At 57.4% G+C, this 16,833-nt stretch carries 15 protein-coding genes; 5 read left to right on the plus strand and 10 right to left on the minus strand.

Going from position 1 to position 16,833, the window contains the following annotated elements; genetic code table 11:
• Positions 1-9 precede the first annotated feature (9 nt).
• From FPZ52_RS13300 to uxuA, 4 genes are all read right to left on the minus strand, one after another.
• Positions 10-1,413 (minus strand): hypothetical protein, encoded by a 1,404-nt coding sequence (locus tag FPZ52_RS13300; protein ID WP_146366070.1) that lies wholly within the window; start codon positions 1,411-1,413, stop codon positions 10-12.
• An 11-nt stretch (positions 1,414-1,424) separates the two neighbouring features.
• The gene (locus tag FPZ52_RS13305; RefSeq protein WP_146366071.1) at positions 1,425-3,314 is read right to left on the minus strand and encodes an ABC transporter substrate-binding protein; all 1,890 of its coding nucleotides are present in this window, start codon (positions 3,312-3,314) and stop codon (positions 1,425-1,427) included.
• Between the two features lie 489 nt (positions 3,315-3,803).
• On the minus strand, positions 3,804-5,273 hold the full coding sequence (locus tag FPZ52_RS13310) for a mannitol dehydrogenase family protein (protein ID WP_146366072.1): 1,470 nt from the start codon (positions 5,271-5,273) through the stop codon (positions 3,804-3,806).
• Positions 5,273-6,487 carry a mannonate dehydratase gene (gene uxuA / locus FPZ52_RS13315; protein ID WP_146366073.1) on the minus strand — a complete coding sequence of 405 codons (1,215 nt, stop codon included), beginning with the start codon at positions 6,485-6,487 and terminating at the stop codon, positions 5,273-5,275. The genes FPZ52_RS13310 and uxuA overlap by 1 nt, the downstream gene beginning before the upstream one ends.
• Positions 6,488-6,604: 117 nt before the next feature.
• On the opposite strand from uxuA, the gene FPZ52_RS13320 reads away from it, so the two are divergent.
• The 5 genes from FPZ52_RS13320 (at position 6,605) to FPZ52_RS13340 (ending at position 11,207) form a co-directional block, all read left to right on the plus strand.
• Positions 6,605-7,333, plus strand: a complete 729-nt coding sequence (locus FPZ52_RS13320; RefSeq protein WP_146366142.1) for a GntR family transcriptional regulator — start codon at positions 6,605-6,607, stop codon at positions 7,331-7,333.
• Between the two features lie 10 nt (positions 7,334-7,343).
• Positions 7,344-8,312, plus strand: coding sequence for a TRAP transporter substrate-binding protein (locus FPZ52_RS13325; RefSeq protein WP_146366074.1), 969 nt, complete (start codon positions 7,344-7,346; stop codon positions 8,310-8,312).
• A 62-nt stretch (positions 8,313-8,374) separates the two neighbouring features.
• Positions 8,375-8,878 carry a TRAP transporter small permease gene (locus FPZ52_RS13330; RefSeq protein ID WP_146366075.1) on the plus strand — a complete coding sequence of 168 codons (504 nt, stop codon included), beginning with the start codon at positions 8,375-8,377 and terminating at the stop codon, positions 8,876-8,878.
• Position 8,879: 1 nt separating this feature from the next.
• The gene (locus FPZ52_RS13335) at positions 8,880-10,157 is read left to right on the plus strand and encodes a TRAP transporter large permease (RefSeq protein ID WP_146366076.1); all 1,278 of its coding nucleotides are present in this window, start codon (positions 8,880-8,882) and stop codon (positions 10,155-10,157) included.
• Positions 10,158-10,166: 9 nt separating this feature from the next.
• Complete coding sequence (locus FPZ52_RS13340) at positions 10,167-11,207, plus strand: L-idonate 5-dehydrogenase (RefSeq protein ID WP_146366077.1); 1,041 nt, start codon at positions 10,167-10,169, stop codon at positions 11,205-11,207.
• 56 nt (positions 11,208-11,263) lie between these two features.
• Here FPZ52_RS13340 and FPZ52_RS13345 read toward each other — a convergent pair whose 3' ends face one another.
• From FPZ52_RS13345 to FPZ52_RS13370, 6 genes are all read right to left on the minus strand, one after another.
• Positions 11,264-11,419 carry a hypothetical protein gene (locus tag FPZ52_RS13345; protein WP_205758632.1) on the minus strand — a complete coding sequence of 52 codons (156 nt, stop codon included), beginning with the start codon at positions 11,417-11,419 and terminating at the stop codon, positions 11,264-11,266.
• Positions 11,420-11,582: 163 nt separating this feature from the next.
• Positions 11,583-12,467, minus strand: coding sequence for a carbohydrate kinase family protein (locus FPZ52_RS13350; protein WP_146366078.1), 885 nt, complete (start codon positions 12,465-12,467; stop codon positions 11,583-11,585).
• Positions 12,464-13,519 carry an ABC transporter ATP-binding protein gene (locus FPZ52_RS13355; RefSeq protein WP_146366079.1) on the minus strand — a complete coding sequence of 352 codons (1,056 nt, stop codon included), beginning with the start codon at positions 13,517-13,519 and terminating at the stop codon, positions 12,464-12,466. Before FPZ52_RS13355 ends, FPZ52_RS13350 begins: the two co-directional genes overlap by 4 nt.
• Before the next feature lie 2 nt (positions 13,520-13,521).
• Positions 13,522-15,009 carry an argininosuccinate lyase gene (argH, locus tag FPZ52_RS13360; RefSeq protein ID WP_146366080.1) on the minus strand — a complete coding sequence of 496 codons (1,488 nt, stop codon included), beginning with the start codon at positions 15,007-15,009 and terminating at the stop codon, positions 13,522-13,524.
• A complete protein-coding gene (locus tag FPZ52_RS13365; protein ID WP_146366081.1) occupies positions 15,006-15,893 on the minus strand; it encodes a carbohydrate ABC transporter permease in 888 nt (295 codons plus the stop codon). Before FPZ52_RS13365 ends, argH begins: the two co-directional genes overlap by 4 nt.
• Complete coding sequence (locus FPZ52_RS13370; RefSeq protein ID WP_146366082.1) at positions 15,893-16,786, minus strand: carbohydrate ABC transporter permease; 894 nt, start codon at positions 16,784-16,786, stop codon at positions 15,893-15,895. Before FPZ52_RS13370 ends, FPZ52_RS13365 begins: the two co-directional genes overlap by 1 nt.
• Between the last annotated feature and the right edge of the window lie 47 nt (positions 16,787-16,833).

Genomic DNA, 16,833 nt, shown 5'->3' on the forward strand with positions numbered 1-16,833 from the left:
CCAACTCCCTCATTCATCCGACCTTAAGGAAAGCATCGGTTCTAAAACTGCGGAAACTACCCCGGCGTTGTTGTCACGTCCGTGGCCTCTTGCGATTGCGCTGACCGAACACCCGGAGCAACCATGGTCGCGCCCGTCCGGGTACGCTTCCGTCGCAAGTCTGAAATAGGTTCTCGCTATCTCTACACTCCGGCGCGCCAGTAGCTGATCCCCACTAATCTCGGCGGCAAGTGACAGCAGGATAGGGCTGTGGGCGCGGTCCTCTCCGTCTTCGTACCACTTGGCCATATCCTTACGCTTTCCGATCCCTTTCGGTCGTCCGCCCCAGTCGTAAGCCGGGTCCAGAGAAATGACTCCAATATTTTCAGGATGCACATCCGCTACAGCCTGCAGGATATCGCTGTCGTATCGGTTGCTTCCTGTCAGCGACCGGTAGCGTCGGATCGCATCTACAGCCGCACCTGCATCGGGATCATGGAGCTGAGTTGCAAATACATCCAGCAACCTCTCCGCGGCCGACAGGAACTTCTTGTCCGACGTGACATTCAAGGCCTCCAGAAAGGTATCCACGCCATTCGATGCCAGGAAGCTTTCCGCTCGATCCAAATCCGTGTCAAACGTATTCAGCTTTTCGATGAAACTGCCATAAACAGCGCGCTGTTCGTCAGAATACTGATTGATCCAACCCTCCCCCTGAAGCGCGACGGGTATTTGATCAGAGGCATTTATCGCATCGGCCCACCTGGAACAGTGCGCAATTGCTAGATCAAGGTACCGCGAGTCGCCACTCACGCGAAATGCCAGAAAGCTCAGGTTAATCATCCGCAGATGATCCGGTATGTTGATATCATGGCCCGGTCGCTCGATGACTGTTCTTGTGCCTAGATGGGTCGATCTGAACAGCGAAGTTTTCCAATCGAACCAGTCGGGACAATCATTTCCCCAGTTCCCGATATGTTCGCACGCATCGAGGATTTTCGAACGCGTTGCCGCGTGCTCCGGGTTCAGCCGATAAAGCGCATTCAGAAAAAGCTCGAAATGTTCGGTCCCGTGATGAACTTCCTGCTGGGCCCAGTATCCATGGTGCCATTGATCAGTGTGTTGAAAGTAATCTGATATGCGGTCCGACAACACGTATAGAAACTCGCTCGCATCCGGATCGTTGGTATATTTTATCCATATATTCCAACTGCTTGCATAAGTCGCTTGGTCATGGATATCTATTGGCAGAGCATCCCTGTATCTATCGATACAAGTTTTGACCCAGTCCCCCAAATCGGCCAGAAATAGATCGCAGGCCGCATCCAATGAATGAGTTCTTTCGACGACAGCCGATACTTGAGGCATGGTGTTCTCCCGCACGCGTATGTTGATCACTATCTGCACAGCGTGGCGGCACGACAGCGCCGCCACAGAAAGCTCCACTACTCTTTGAAGAATAGTAGTGATGTGTTCATTGGTCCGGGTGTCGGATAAACCCACGAGTTCGGCTGATTGTCAGGCACATTGCCCATCTTGTTTGATGCAATGCCGAACCCGTTGGGCGGAAGTGATATGCCGATGGAATAAAACTGGTCCTGCGCAATATCCAGGATTTGGCGGAACAGCTCATCACGCTTTTCCACAGTCGGAGCCTCATACATTTTCTTGTATAGGTCCAGCTGCCTGGTGACTTCTGCCGGGGGTTCTTCGATTTCCGGATTGCCCGGATCAAACCAGTTCCTCGCCCAAAGAGGCGCATAGGCCGACTCTTGGTGCATCGGCAAGTAATGGCGTGCATCTATGATGCCGTCACCCAAACCGCCATCGCCTTTCCAGACATGCGCCATATGCTTGTTGTTGTTCTTTTGCTCATAAACAAAGGACCTCTCGGCCTTTCGGACATCGAGTCCGATGCCGATATCCTCGAGCTGCAATTGGACAAGTTCCATGATGTCACTGTAAATCGCATTGTCCGATACGACATCGAGGCGAATGCGAATTGGCCGTCCATCAGGCAATAGCCGAACGCCGTCGTCGTTTCTTTCAGTCAAGCCAATCTTGTCCAGCAACTCGTTTGCCTTGTCGGGGCTCCACTCCGTGTACTGTTTTGCCAGTTCCCCGTTATAGAAAGAGGATTCTGGGCGTGGCGCAGCCTGGTATGGCTCGCCTTGCCCGGCGTAGACCGCATCGATGATCTCCGTACGGTCTATACCGTGGCTCAGAGCTATCCGGAAATCCTTGTTCCTGAACAAAGTACGAAACCCGTCATCCTCGTAAGTCAGATTCAACTGAATGATGGCGGTATTCATATCTGACGGGATCGTGTCATACAGGCGGTAGCCGCCTTTTTCCTGGTTGTCGTAGAAAACCGGTTTGTTCGTGACGCTGTCGATATGGCGGTTAGTGAGGTCGATCTCCCCGGCGACACCCATCAGGACGATGGCATTGGTGTCTTCAACCTGGGTCATCCGCAGATTGTCAATATAGGGGAGTTGGTTACCCGCCTGGTCCACCTTGAAATAATACGGGTTTCTTTCAAAGGTGACGGGCGTGTTGATCCCATCATAGGGAACCTTCTGAATCCATGCAGAAAGAGTCGGACGATCCGGATTGCGTGCACGCGTCACTCCGCAATTGATCATCATCGCCTCACCCCATCCCGTCATGCCCGCGCTTTGTGCGGCGGCATCGGCATCTGAATTGTAATCAGGGTGAAACTGTGAGCAGAAGGCTTTCTGCATGTTCACGAGTTGAACTCCGTCTACCGCGGCTAGATGCTCCAGAAACAGGCTATTCGGCGCAGGGAGGGTCATCACAACGGTTTGTGGATCGGGCGCAGAGGCCACAACACCGAACAAGGCGGCGGGCCTAGCTCCTACGAAGTCATCGCTGTTGATGACATCGTTCACCGCAAACAACACATCCTCGGCAGTGAATGGCGTACCATCAGACCACTTGTGTCCTGCACGCAGATGGAAGGTATATACAAGACCATTGTCACTAACATCCCAACTGGACGCGATGTTCGGCGCAATACCATTCCAGTCGAAAGTGTATCTAATCAGCGGGTCATATCCCGCAGACCGACGAATCCAGCCCTCGTCATTGTTTCCCTTAACGGTGCTGCGCCACGTTCCACCGTAGGTTCCTATTTCGAGTGCTTCTAGGACTAAAGGGTCTTCTGGAAGCCGCTCTGTGACCGGCGGCAGATCAGCATTCTGGACCCGTTGATCCAGAACAGGAGCCTCGGTATATTCGGCCACCGCATTTCCCGTCCAAAGTATCGAAAACACGGCCATGCTGGTGGTGATTTTGTATATGATATTCTTCACGTAATCTCTCCTCCCTTAGCTCCGACCTTTTGGTCACGAGGGCAACTTTCGTACCTCGAGAATTCCCTTGAGGCAGCGAATTCCACCCATGGCATCCATTTGTTGTATCAACGATCTAGCGGCGCCGGGCGCTCAAATGACATGACCTGCAGTCGAAATTAATATACAGAATTCTAGATACTTCGATAACTTATGTAAACACTTATTGTATTAGTTGTAATATTACAAAAGCGCTGTGAAAAAGTATACTTTGACCGGGATTGTCAGATTGGTTTCTTCAGCCCAAGTTTCTGCCGCTGCACGGCATTGATACTTTACCGATATGACTGGACTTACCTCGAAGGAATGCAGGGTTCTTGAGAGCATGAAAGCGATCAAGAAGACGACGTATGGCAATCAAGCCGACGAGAGAGTTCAAACGCGAGGCAGTGCGGATTGCGCTGAAGACGCGGTCCCGCCACCCAATATACGCTAACGACTGTCAATGGATCAGACGCGTTCAGCTTCGCGCTTGATCGCGGCGCGCATCCCCTCTGACAGCATGATGTGAAGATATCCCGTTACTAGGTGCCGCCAAGCTCTGCATTGCGCGAGTTCGCCGGGGAAGACCTCGTCCATAGCCAGCAACTGCTCGACTATATCCGCCGTTTCGGTTCTACCCGCCAACCTGCGCACGATGTCTTCCTGGCGCGGGTCGCGAATATCATACGCCGTGCCCGCTTCATCGACGCCAAGGACATACCGCATCCAGGCGGCAACCGCGAAGGCGAACGGAGAAGGGTCTTTACTCCCATTCATGACCTCGAGCGCCGGACCAACTACGCGCTGCGGCAGTTTCTCCGTCCCATCCATTGCGATCTGGTAGGTCTCATGCGCGAGGTGCGGGTTTCGAAAACGCATCTCCAGCGATGCCGCGTAGTCGCCAAAATCCACGGCAGGCAGCGGTCGCAACGTGCCCGCGGCCGCCTCGAGATGGCGACGCACAAGAACGGTCAGCGCATCATCCTGCATCACATCGCGCACATAGCGGTGTCCCGCGAGGAAACCGCTATAGGCCAGCATCGAATGCGTCCCGTTGAGCATCCGCAACTTCATCTGCTCATAGGGTTCAACATCGTCAACGAACACCGCGCCACCAGCTTCCCACTTCGGGCGACCCATAGGGAAACTGTCTTCAATGACCCACTGGCGAAAGCTCTCGGCCTCAATCGCAGCGTGATCCTCGAACCCCAGCTTTTTTCGAACCTGATCTCGTGTTTCATCGCTCGCGGCAGGGGTAATGCGATCTACCATTGTCGACGGAAACGCGACATCTGTGGTGATATGCGCCGCCACCTCGGGGAAAGCGCGGCGTGTGTAGTCGAGTACGACGGCGCGCAGCATCCGCCCATTCTCGGGCAGGTTGTCGCAGCACAGCACGGTGAAGGCCGGAACGCCGAGAGATTTGCGTTGTTTCAAAGCCCAGGCGATCAAGCCGACAACGCTTTGCGGCGCGTCGGGATTTGCCAGATCCTTGGCGATCGCCGGATGCGCGGGACTGACCCCTCCGGTTTCGCGATCGATGCCATAGGCCTTTTCGGTCACCGTGGTGGACACGATCCGGGTCTGTGGCGACGTCAACGCATCAAGCACAGCCAGTCGATCATCCTGAAGCGTCAATGCCCGCGCGATAGACCCAATCACGCGGAACGCCGTCCCTTCGGCCCCGCTTTCGATCAAGGTGTAGCGCCCGTCCTGCGGCGTCAGTTCATTTGCCGCGTTGGGCCTGCGCAGGCTGACACCTATGACCCGCCAGTCGCCCCCATCGCGCGCCAGCGCATCGTCGGTATAGACCGCCTGATGCGCCTTGTGGAACGCGCCCAGCCCCAGATGTACGATCCCGCAGCCCCGGTCTTCGGGCGCGTAGTCGGGCAACCGTGCAGCGCCTGATGCCTGGGTTTTCGCTGTCAGCCGATCCATCACCCGCGCACCCGATCCGAATGGGACAGGGCGGAAATGATGCCGCGCAGTTCGGCCAGCCCTTTCAATCGTCCGATGGCCGGATAGCCGGGCTGTGCCTTGCGGTTCAGATCGTCCAAGATATCCTGCCCGTGATCCGGTCGAAACGGGATCGACCAGTCCGCGCGTCCTTCGGCCTTGCGGCGGGTTTCTTCTTCCAGCACCGCCCCGATCAGTGCGACCATATCCGTGTTGCCGGTCAGGTGTTCATCTTCGAAGAACGATCCGCGGATTTCATCCGATTCCCGCCGGACATTTCGCAGATGCAGGAAATGGACCCGGTCTCCCAGACGGTGCATCATTCCCGGCAAATCATTGTCCGGACGCGCACCGAGCGACCCGCTGCACAGGGTGATCCCGTTCGCGGGGCTGTCAACGGCGGTCATCACCTTGGTGTAGTCTTCTTCCGTCGACATGATGCGCGGCAAGCCCAGCAACGGGAAGGGCGGATCGTCGGGGTGGCAGCATAACCGCAGCCCAAGCTCTTCCACCAGCGGGACGACTTCACCCAGGAAATCCACCAGATGACCGCGCAGCCGGTCGGAACTGATCTTGTCGTATTCGGCCAGATGCGCCCGTACATCGTCCAGCGACAGCTTTTCAGCGCTGCCCGGCAGTCCGAAAACGATGTTTCCTGTAAGCTCTTCCGCCTGCACATCGGTCATCTTTGCGAACGCTGCCGCAGCGGCGTCGCGAAGTTCGACAGGGTAATCATCTTCTGCGCCGCGACGCTTCAGGATATGCAACTCGAACGCAGCAAACTGAACCAGATCGAACCGCATGCAGGTCGCGCCGGTAGCCACCCGATAGGCCAGATCCGTCCGTGTCCAGTCCAGAACCGGCATGAAATTGTAGCAGACCGTGCCGATCCCCGCATCCGCAAGGTTACGCATGCTGTCGCGATAGCTGTCGAGATGCGCCCGCCAATCGCCTTTTTGCTTCTTGATGTCTTCGGAGACAGGAAGGCTTTCGACGACATCCCACATCAAACCCGAGGGTGAGCCATCCACCATCCGAGAAATCTGGGCTTGCCGCAGCGCGATTTCGTTCCGCGTCCAGACTGCGCCGGTCGGCACATGATGCAGCGCGGAAACGACGCCTTCCACACCAGCCTGACGCACATCGTCAATCGACACAAGATCGCTTGGTCCGAACCAGCGCCAAGTTCTTTTCATGATTTCTCCTTCCCTTAACAGCCCACGACGCGCCGAGTCCGGCAACCCATAGCACATCAGGATAGTTGCTTACTAGTATGGAAGTATGGTAATTGGTGCGCAAGTGGAGGAATCATGATGGTCGCAGACTATGGCAATGACTGGTCGCTTGACCCTTCTGCGCCGATCACACCGCAGATTTATCGCATTCTGAGAGAGAGGATCGTCCACAACGACCTGATCCCCGGCAACCGGATTTCGGAATCCGAGATCGCCCGTGCCTATGATGTCAGCCGCCAACCTGTGCGCGAGGCCTTCATCAAGTTGGCGGAGGAAGGCCTGATCTCGATCCGTCCGCAGCGTGGCACCATCGTGAACAAAATCGTCTATGCCGCCGTCATGGATGCTCGTTTCTTGCGCGAAGCCATCGAAGCCGACATCGTGAAGTTACTGACCGAGACCCCCGACCCGGCGCTCATTACGGAATTGCGCGCGCAGCTCGCTGTCCAGCGCGAGATCGCCCATCTCGACCCGTTGCGCTTCATTCAGGTCGATGAGCAGTTCCACCGCACCCTTGCGCAAGGCGCAGGAAAAGGTGGCGCGTGGAAGCTCGTCGAAGGTCTGAAATCACAAATGGATCGCGTGCGCTTCCTCAGCCTTGGACAGTTTCCGACCGATAAGCTCATCGTTCAGCACACGGAGATCGCCGACGCCATTGAAAACGGCGACCGCGCCAAGGCCGAAAAGGCCATTCGATCCCATTTGAGGGAGGTTCTGCAGGACCTTCCAGAAGTCGTTCATTCAAACCCGGATTTCTTCGATGCACCGGAGGATCTCGGACTACCCAAGACGACCATTTCAACTTGAGGAGGAGACCATGAAGACACTTGCAACCCGGATTTCGGCAGTTGCCGCCGCCGCATTGATCGCCGCGCCGGTATTTGCAGCCGATGTCACGCTGAAACTTGGGCATCTCGCGAACGAGGACAATTCCTGGCACAAGGCGTCCGTGAAGTTCGGTGAAGAATTGTCCGCCCTGACCGACGGCCGCATCGAGGTTCAGGTGTTCCCCAACGAATCGCTCGGCAAGGAAATCGACCTGATCAACGGCATGCAGCTTGGCACCGTCGACATGACGATCACGGGCGAAAGCCTGCAGAACTGGGCCCCGATGGCCGCGCTGCTGGCCGTCCCCTACGCCTACAAGTCGCTCGAACACATGGACGAAGTCGCCAGCGGCGAGATCGGTGACCAGATCGAGGCGCAGATCGTCGAGAGCGCCCAGATCCGCCCGATCGCCTATTTCGCGCGCGGGCCTCGCGATCTGACTTCCAACCGCCCGATCACCACGCCAGATGATCTTGACGGGCTGAAGATGCGTGTGCCCAACGTGCCGCTGTTCGTCGATGTCTGGAAGACACTCGGCGCACAGCCGACACCCATGGCCTTTTCCGAAGTGTTCACTTCGCTTCAGAATGGCACCATTGACGCACAGGAAAACCCACTGGCGCTTATCCGCTCGGCCAGTTTCAACGAAGTCCAGAGCCACGTGAACCTCACCGATCACGTACGGTCCTGGATCTACCTAACGATCGCGGAAAGCACCTGGAACACCCTGTCCGAAGAAGATCAGGGGGCAGTGATTCAAGCCGCAGCGACAGCGCAGGACTATGAGCGCGAGTTGTTCGAGCAAAGCCTGGCAGACGACCGTGCCTTTCTGGAAGACAACGGCATGACATTCGTCGAGGTCGACGCCGACGCTTTCGCAGCCAAGGCCAAGGATGCGGTGCTGTCGAACGTCAGCGATGACATCCGACCCGTCGTCGAAGATCTCTTCGCGCAATAACACCCAGCTCACGCAAGCGCGGCCCCGAAGAAAACGGGGCCGCCAGTTTCAATAGGTATCCCATGCAGATCGTAGACCGACTGACGCGCGTCATCGTCTGGCTGTGCCGCATCGGTGCGGGCCTGGCGTTCGCCCTGCTCATGGCCGCCGTCCTGATTCAGGTTGTCGGGCGCACCGCGGGTTCTTCACCCGTCTGGACCGAGGAATTGACGCGCTTCGCCTTGCTCTACCTCGTTGCCTTCGGAGCGGGATTGTCGTTTCGATCCGGCGATATGGTCAATGTCGATGTGATCAGCGAAACTTTGCCCGGCAACCTTCCCTGGGCGCTTCGCCTTGTTTCGGCAATCGCAACTGTCGGGCTATGCATATATCTGCTGTCCTCCGGCTGGAAATTCATGACGATCGGGAAGATGCAGACGTCTCCGGCACTTGGGCTTCCCATGAACTTCGCGCATTTCATCGTATGGCTGATGCTCGCGCTGCTGGCGCTTTTCGCGGGGCTGCGCATTCTGGGTATGCTGACACGGACGGAAGACGGTCTTCCGACAAAAGCGGAGGAACTCTGATTTGGAAGTCACCGTCCTGTTCTCCGTTTTCATTGCCGGGCTGATCCTGGGGATTCCGGTTGCGATCACGCTCGGCCTGTCATCCCTGTCCTACCTGATGCTGGCGGGCATTCCTGCCGTGGTCATCCCGCAGAAGATCTATGCGGGGATGGATGTCTTCGTCCTGCTGAGCATTCCCGGCTTCATTCTTGCGGGCAACCTGATGAACCGCGGAGGTATCACCAACCGGATCATCCGTTTTGCCAACGCGCTGGTCGGCTGGGTGCGTGGTGGGCTGGGCCTTACCAACATCGCCGCCTCCATGCTGTTTGGCGGGATCACGGGTACGGCTGTCGCCGACGCCGCAAGCATCGGTGGCGTGATGATCCCCGGCATGAAGAAGGCTGGCTATCCCGCCGACTTTTCCGCTGCTGTCACAGCTGCATCATCGACCGTCGGCCCGATCATCCCGCCGAGCGTTCCGATGATCATCGTGGGCGCACTGTCGGGGATTTCCGTGGGTCAGATGTTCCTGGCGGGTGCCGTGCCCGGCATCCTTATGGGGGTGGCGATGATGGTCACCTGCTACGTGATCTCCGTCAGGCGCAACTTCCCGCGTCAGGCCTGGCAGGGGTTCGGCGAGGTCGCCAGATCCTTCAGCGGCGCGGTCTGGGCGCTGGCCATGACCGGGTTGATCATCTACGGGCTGCTCAGTGGACTGGCGACGCCCACGGAAACCGCCGTGGTTGCCAGCGTCTACGCCTTCATCGTCGGCGCGTTCATCTACCGGGAACTGCCGTTGCGCGCGGTTCCGACCATCATCATCGACAGTGCCATCGCCTCTGCGGGAATCCTGACACTCGTTGGCTTTGCCAATGTCTTTGGCTGGATTCTCGTATCCGAACAGATCCCCCAGGCCATAGCGGATTCCGTTCTGTCGCTGACCGACAACAAGTTCCTCGTAATCCTGATCATCAATGTCTTGTTACTCTTCGTTGGCATGTTCATGGAAACCATCGCGGCGCTGATCATCCTGTTTGTTCCGCTTCTGTCGCTTGCACAGGCCGTCGGAATCGAACCCCTGCACTTCGCAACATTCGCCGTGCTGAACCTGATGATCGGGCTGACCACACCACCTGTGGGCGTCTGCCTGTTCGTCTGCGCCAATATCGCGCGACTGCCACTTTCGCCGGTCGTTCGCGCGATTTTTCCCTTCCTGCTGACCAATATTGCAGTTCTGCTGGCTGTGTCGTTCATCCCTGCACTGGCCACCTGGCTGCCCTCGGTCCTCGCCCCATAGGAGCCTGAAATGGAAACGCGTGTCTGCTGCCTGCATGGCAAGAACGATATCCGCATCGAAACCCGCGACGTCACAGACCCCGGCGTTGGCGAAGTCCTGATTTCCGTCGGCGCCGGAGGGATCTGCGGGTCTGATCTGCATTACTATCAAGACGGGGGTTTCGGCCCGATCCGCGTGCGCGAACCTATCATCCTGGGGCATGAAGCTGCCGGTTACGTGCGGGCCGTCGGCCCTGGTGTCGAAGGATTGACACAGGGCGACCTTGTCGCGATCAGCCCCAGCCGACCGTGCAGAACCTGCAAGTTCTGTTTGCAAGGTCTCCAACAACACTGCCTGGACATGAAGTTCTCGGGCTCAGCCATGCGCATGCCGCATGAACAAGGGCTGTTTCGCGACCAGATCGTGGTCCCCGCCGGGCAGTGCCATCGGCTGACCGGCGATGTATCTGCCCAGGAAGCGGCCTGTTCCGAACCGCTCTCCGTCTGCCTTCACGCCCGGAACATGGCCGGTTCGCTCGACGGGAAACGCGTTCTGGTCACGGGGTCGGGTCCGATCGGTGCGCTCTGCGTGGCGGTGGCCCGCAACGGAGGTGCCGCCGAAGTCGTTGTGACAGACCTGCACGACGTTCCACTTTCAGCGGCTGCCGCAATGGGCGCGACCCGGACCATCAACATGGCTCAAGACCCGGATGCCCTGACGGGTTATGCCGCCGATAAAGGTTATTTCGACGTCGCGTTCGAATGCTCCGCCGCTGCCCCCGCGATCCGCAACGCGATCGAAGCGTTACGCCCGCAAGGCACGCTCGTGCAGGTGGGTGTTGCGGGCGATACCTCGCTTCCCCTGAACCTTCTGGTCAGCAAGGAAATCACTTTCAAAGGCACGCACAGATTCCATGCCGAATTCGCCCAGGCCGCGCATATGATCTCTAACGGAGACATCGACGTGACGCCGATGATCACGCAAAGCATTTCGCTGGATCGTGCGGTCGAAGCCTTTGAAGCCGCAGGGGACCGGGCCAAGGCCGTCAAGGTCCACTTGGTCTTCGACTAGGATTGGCTCTTACCCGGACGTCGCAAAGCGCATGCAGCGATGCGCCTTGCCACCCGTTACAAAGACAGCTTCTCCGGCGGGGTCGGCGCCCGACCGTCATAGGCGTCCCACACCGATTGATCGAACTGGATGACCGATCCCGTCACGATGCCGCCGTCGTCGAACGCCAGCCACAGGGCTCTGTCGCGACGTTTGCCACGTAGTAAATACACGCTCGCCTGCGGACTTAACTACGCTGCGAGGTCGGCGAATATGCGGAACCGGCAACAGATTTACCTGTGGTGCCAAGAGTTAAAGAAAAAGGGTCTGCGGTCACCGGACGGGGGCGCATTTTTCCTGCCAATCGACTTTCCGGCCATCGCGGAAACGCCACGCTCACGGCACCTTGCCATAAGAGTCTAGGCCAGCCCAATCGGGTAGTGTTCCGACGCCTCCGATATGCCCGACTGCAAATACTCCGCAGCGGTTGCCCAGATCGAGGCATTTTCCTAGATCTTGGCCATCCAGCCAGGCATGTACAAAACCTGCGGCAAAGGCGTCTCCCGCTCCGGTTGAATCAATGACCCGGGCCGCAGCCGCACCACGTGTCAGGGTTGTCCCCTCACCGTGTGCAGTTGCGCCCTTCGCACCGCGCTTGACGACCACGCATGGTGCCATATCCTGAACCCGCCCATAGGAAGCAAGTGCGTCCGCCTCGTCGTCGTTGGGCAAAAACAGATCCACTTTAGACACAAGCGTTGATGGATCTGCGCTCAGCACCTTGTCATCCCACCCGCAATCCAGAGAAATTGTCATGCCCGCCTTTCGCGCCGCTGCAATCAATCCCGGATTTTCCACGAGCGTCGTAAGCTCTCCGATATGCAAGTGGTCGAAATGGTGGCGACCGAGCACGGTCTCCCAGTCGGCTGGAAGTGCATCATCGGAACGTTTTGAAAGAAATGCGCGATCGCCTGCGCCGACCATCGCAACGGTAATCTGTGGCACCGCCGAGGTTGCAACATCTGCCACGGACAGATCCACGTTGTACCGCTCAGCTTCAGCGGTGACATAGTCTGCGAACGGCGCTGCCGGCAGGTGCGCCATCAATGAAACCGGGCGCGAAAACTGAGCCAGATAGGCCGCCGTGGTGAATGCACCGCCGCCGGCACGCAGGGTCAGATCCTCGGCAAACACCTCACGTCCGGGCTGCGGCAAGCTGTTCAGCCCGGTAAAGATGATATCGCAATAGACACGACCGGCGCACACGACACGTTTGGTCAACGGATTGCCTCACCCGTGCCTGTGTCAAACAAATGCAGGTTTTCGCTGCGCGCCGAAAGCTGGATGCGCGCACCGGCCTCAGGGGCATGGCGGCCCGGCCCGGACGCTATGACCTCGTGCCCATCCACATCGACATACAGCAGGGATTCCGCGCCCAATGGTTCGGTGACGGTGATGATCCCCTCCAGCTGAAGTTCGCCGTCACTGCCCGGTTGAAGATCTTCGGGGCGCACCCCGACCGTTACAGCGCCCGATGCAGGTTCCCCAGTGCAAGGCACCGACGCGCCGTTGAACAGCGTCACTTGTCCCTGTTCCTGCCGGCCAGACAGCAGGTTCATCGATGGCGCGCCTATAAACTGCGCGACAAAAATGTTGTTGGGTGCGTGATAGACTTCTGCCGGTGTGCCGATCTGCTGAATATGCCCGTCCTTCATGATGACAATACGATCCGCCATCGTCATCGCTTCGACCTGATCATGCGTGACAAAAACAATCGTACTGCCAACGCGTTGATGAAGCTTCTTGATCTCAAGTCGCATTTGCGTACGCAACTGAGCATCGAGATTGGACAGCGGTTCGTCGAACAAGAAGACGGCCGGGTTACGCACCATCGCCCTGCCGATCGCGACGCGTTGACGTTGGCCACCCGACAGTTGGGATGGTTTGCGGTCCAGAAGGTCAGTCATACCCAGAAGCGCGGCAACCTCGTCGATGCGGGTTTCCTTGTCGTTCTTTGCCATTTTTGACGTGCGCAACCCGAAGCCGATATTCTTGCGAACCGACATATGCGGATAGATTGCATAATTCTGGAAAACCATCGCGATATCACGTTGCTTGGGTTCCAGATTGTTGACCATCCTGTCGCCGATACGAACCTCGCCGGACGTGACTTCTTCCAGCCCGGCGATCAGACGCAGCGTGGTGGATTTTCCACAGCCCGACGGGCCAACAAACACGACAAACTCGCCATCGTCCACTTCCAGATCGATACCGTGGAGAACCTCACTCCGCCCATAAGATTTGCGCAGGTCACGCAACGCAAGATTGGCCAAACTCAGCTCTCCTTCAACTTGGTGAACGCGGACTGCAGGGTCGCTGATGCAGCCGCGAGACGTTCGTTTGTTTCTCCGATAGCGGCGCGATAGTTCTGCAGCGCCGCCGCGTATTGCTCAAAAGCTGCATTCATGGGGGCCGGGGCTGGACCGCCAACGCATGTTCTGCGAGCGACGAAAGCTGACATGGACACAGCCTCTGCAAATGCGGCCTGCGTCAGAGTGGCCTCGCGCCCCGTGGTGTCAGCAAACGCTGCCTGGAATGCATCAAACCCGTCGCGCAGAGGAGCCGAACGACCGATCACGTCGCGTGCAGTGAGCGCTGCAACTTCATGTGCCTGTCGGAAGGACAAGCCATCCGTGCGGACCAAGGTGTCGGCAAGTTCGGTGATCGTCACACAGGCGGCGTCACCATTGGCGGACACACGATCGGCGTTGACCGACACGGAACCGATAAATCGTTCCAGCAGTTTCAGCACTCTGCCCCCGGTGTCAAACGCGGCGTACCCAGCTTGCTGCACCTCGCCTTCGCTGTCATTCATATCCGTAAAGGGGGTATTGTGCATTGTATCGATGATCGTGTTGCACCGTCCCGCAGTCGTGCTGGCCAGATGACGCATATGCTCAATTGGAACGGGATTGCGCTTTTGCGGCATGATCGAACTGATCTGTACCAACGCATTAGGCACATAAAGCTGACCGACCTCGAAGGCCGACCAGAAAGCCAAGTCCTGAACAACGCGCCCCAGATGCACAAACAGCAAGCGCATCGCGGAATAAAACCCGGTGATGTAGTCCACCGACGCGATGCAGCCGTAGGAGTTCACCAAAGGCTCGTGAAAGCCCAGCAGCTGAGCAACGCGGACGCGATCAATTGGAAAGCCCGACGTGGTAATCGCAGCTGCGCCCATTGGGCAGTGATCCAGCGCCGTACGTGCCGCCATCAACCTGTCGATGTCGCGCAAAAGCACTTCCAGCGCGGCGTTCAAATAGTGGCCAAAGGTGGTCGGCTGCGCGGGTTGGCCGTGGGTGTAGGCGACGATCAGGGTGTCGCGCTCGACCTTCGCTTTGCTCAGCACTGTCTCGGCCAAAGCGACCGACAACCCGATGAACTCGTCCGCGCGCGCTCTTAGCGCCATCTTGAAGACGGTATGATCGATGTCATTGCGCGATCGCGCCGTGTGCAACATGCCGCCAAGGTCCGGCCCAACGCGACGTTTCAGTTCCGCTTCGACCAGGAAAAAGTAGTCTTCGTATTCGCCCGTGTAGCGCAGAGCATCCAAATCAATCTCGGTGTCAATTCCGTCGAGCGCTGTAGCAATTTGTGCGCCCTGCCCCGCATTCAAAATACCGGTCTCGACCAACATAACGAGATGCGCACGATTGATTGCGGCCATGTGGTCCGCATAGTGACGTTTGACGCCTTCGAACAGTGGCTCAAGTACCGTATCGGAATAAACGGGATCCGGGAAAATCGATGAATCTTTCATCCCTTCAGCCCCGCCATCACAACACCCTGAATGATGAAGCGCTGGAAGATCAGGAAGACAATCAGCGTGGGCAAGGTCGAGATCGCCGCCCCCGTCATGATGAGTTCCCATTCCACCTGTTGCTCGACCGAGAAGGTCGTCAACCCGACGGGGAGCGTGTACATTTCCTGGCTGTTGGTGACGATTAACGGCCAGATGAAAGCGGTCCAATTCCCAAGGAAGACGAAAATGGCCAGTGCCGCCAGGGCCGGACGAACCAGCGGCAGGGCAACGGTCCACCAGATCTGGAACTCGTTCAGCCCATCGATCCGCGCGGCCTCGATGAAGTCATCTGGCACCGTTTCAAAGAACTGCTTCATCAGGAACACGCCAAACGCCGTCATCAGCCCGGGGAACATGATGCCCCAATGTGTGTCCAGCCATCCGAATTGCTGACTCATCAGGTACCATGGGATCACCAGCATCTCCGTGGGGATCATCAGCGTGGACAGGATTGCGATGAACACGATGTAGCGCCCACGAAAGCGGAATTTACACAACGTATAGCCGACAAGGCTGTCGAAGAAGACATTGGACACCGTCGTCAGCGTCGCGATCAGAAGCGAGTTCCAGAACCAATGGTAGAACCGACCGTCACCCAGAACATAGGTGTAGTTCTCAATGGTCGGTTCTTCGGGAATGAGGTTAAGGTTGTAGACCTCGAACGGGAACTTGAACGAGGTGGCCAGCATATAGGCAATCGGCATCACCATCAGCAAGCCACCGGCAAACAGAATGATCCAGCGGATCAACTGGGCTATGTTGCGAGGCTTCTTTGCGTTACTGGGACCACGCAGAAGCGCATCAGAAGATGCTTTGATCTCGATATTCTCGGCTACGCTCATCAGCGGTCCCTCAACAAATAGAGTTGCAGCAAGCTGACCAGCAACAGGATGGTGAACAGCACCACCGTTTGCGCCGCCGCATAGCCCATGTCGTAACCGTTAAACGCCGTGTCGTAGATCATCAGCACGAGCGGCTTCGTCGAGTTGAGCGGCCCGCCGGGGTTGTTCGTCGTCATGTTGAAGACCTGATCGAATATCCGCAGAAATCCTATGGACGAGAACACGACCAGAAAAACGATGGTGGGTTTCAGCAGGGGAATGGTGATCTCGAACAGCACGGTCCAGCGCGACACCCCATCGATGCGTGCGGCTTCATAATAGGTCGCGGGGATCGCCCGCAGGCCGGCCATGAAGATGATAATCTGGAACCCCAGCCCCGCCCAAACCGCAGGCGCCAGAATGGCCGGAAGCGCATTTGTCGTCGAATTCAGGAAAGCTATTTGCGGAATGCCAAAGGTTGCCAGAAAGTTGTTGAACAGCCCGATTGGGACAGGCTGATAGAACCACCGCCACACCCAGGCCATCGCCACCGCACTGGTCATGAACGGCAGGAAGTAGAGCGCCCTGATCGTCCCGTGCATAAACCGTACCTTGTCGAGGTGATAGGCTACCGTAAAGGCAACGATCAGGCTGATCGGAGTTCCCAGGATCAGGTACAGGAACGTGTTCTTGAAGACTTTCCAGAACACGGGATCACTTGCCAGCGTGGCGTAATTTTCCAACCCCGCCCATGTGCGATCACCCAGAAGGTTCCATTCCTGAAACGACAGCAAAATCGCATTGGCCGTTGGATAGAATCTGACAACCGTGTAGAAAATGATGGGCACCGCCAGAAACCCCCACGCCCAAAGGACGCGTTTCTGCCCGATGTTCAGATTGCTGTAAAAGTTCATGCGTCAGCCTCTCGTGCCGCAACCACGGCAGCACTTGCGCAGCAGAT

Source organism: Qingshengfaniella alkalisoli, assembly GCF_007855645.1.
Lineage (GTDB): Bacteria > Pseudomonadota > Alphaproteobacteria > Rhodobacterales > Rhodobacteraceae > Qingshengfaniella > Qingshengfaniella alkalisoli.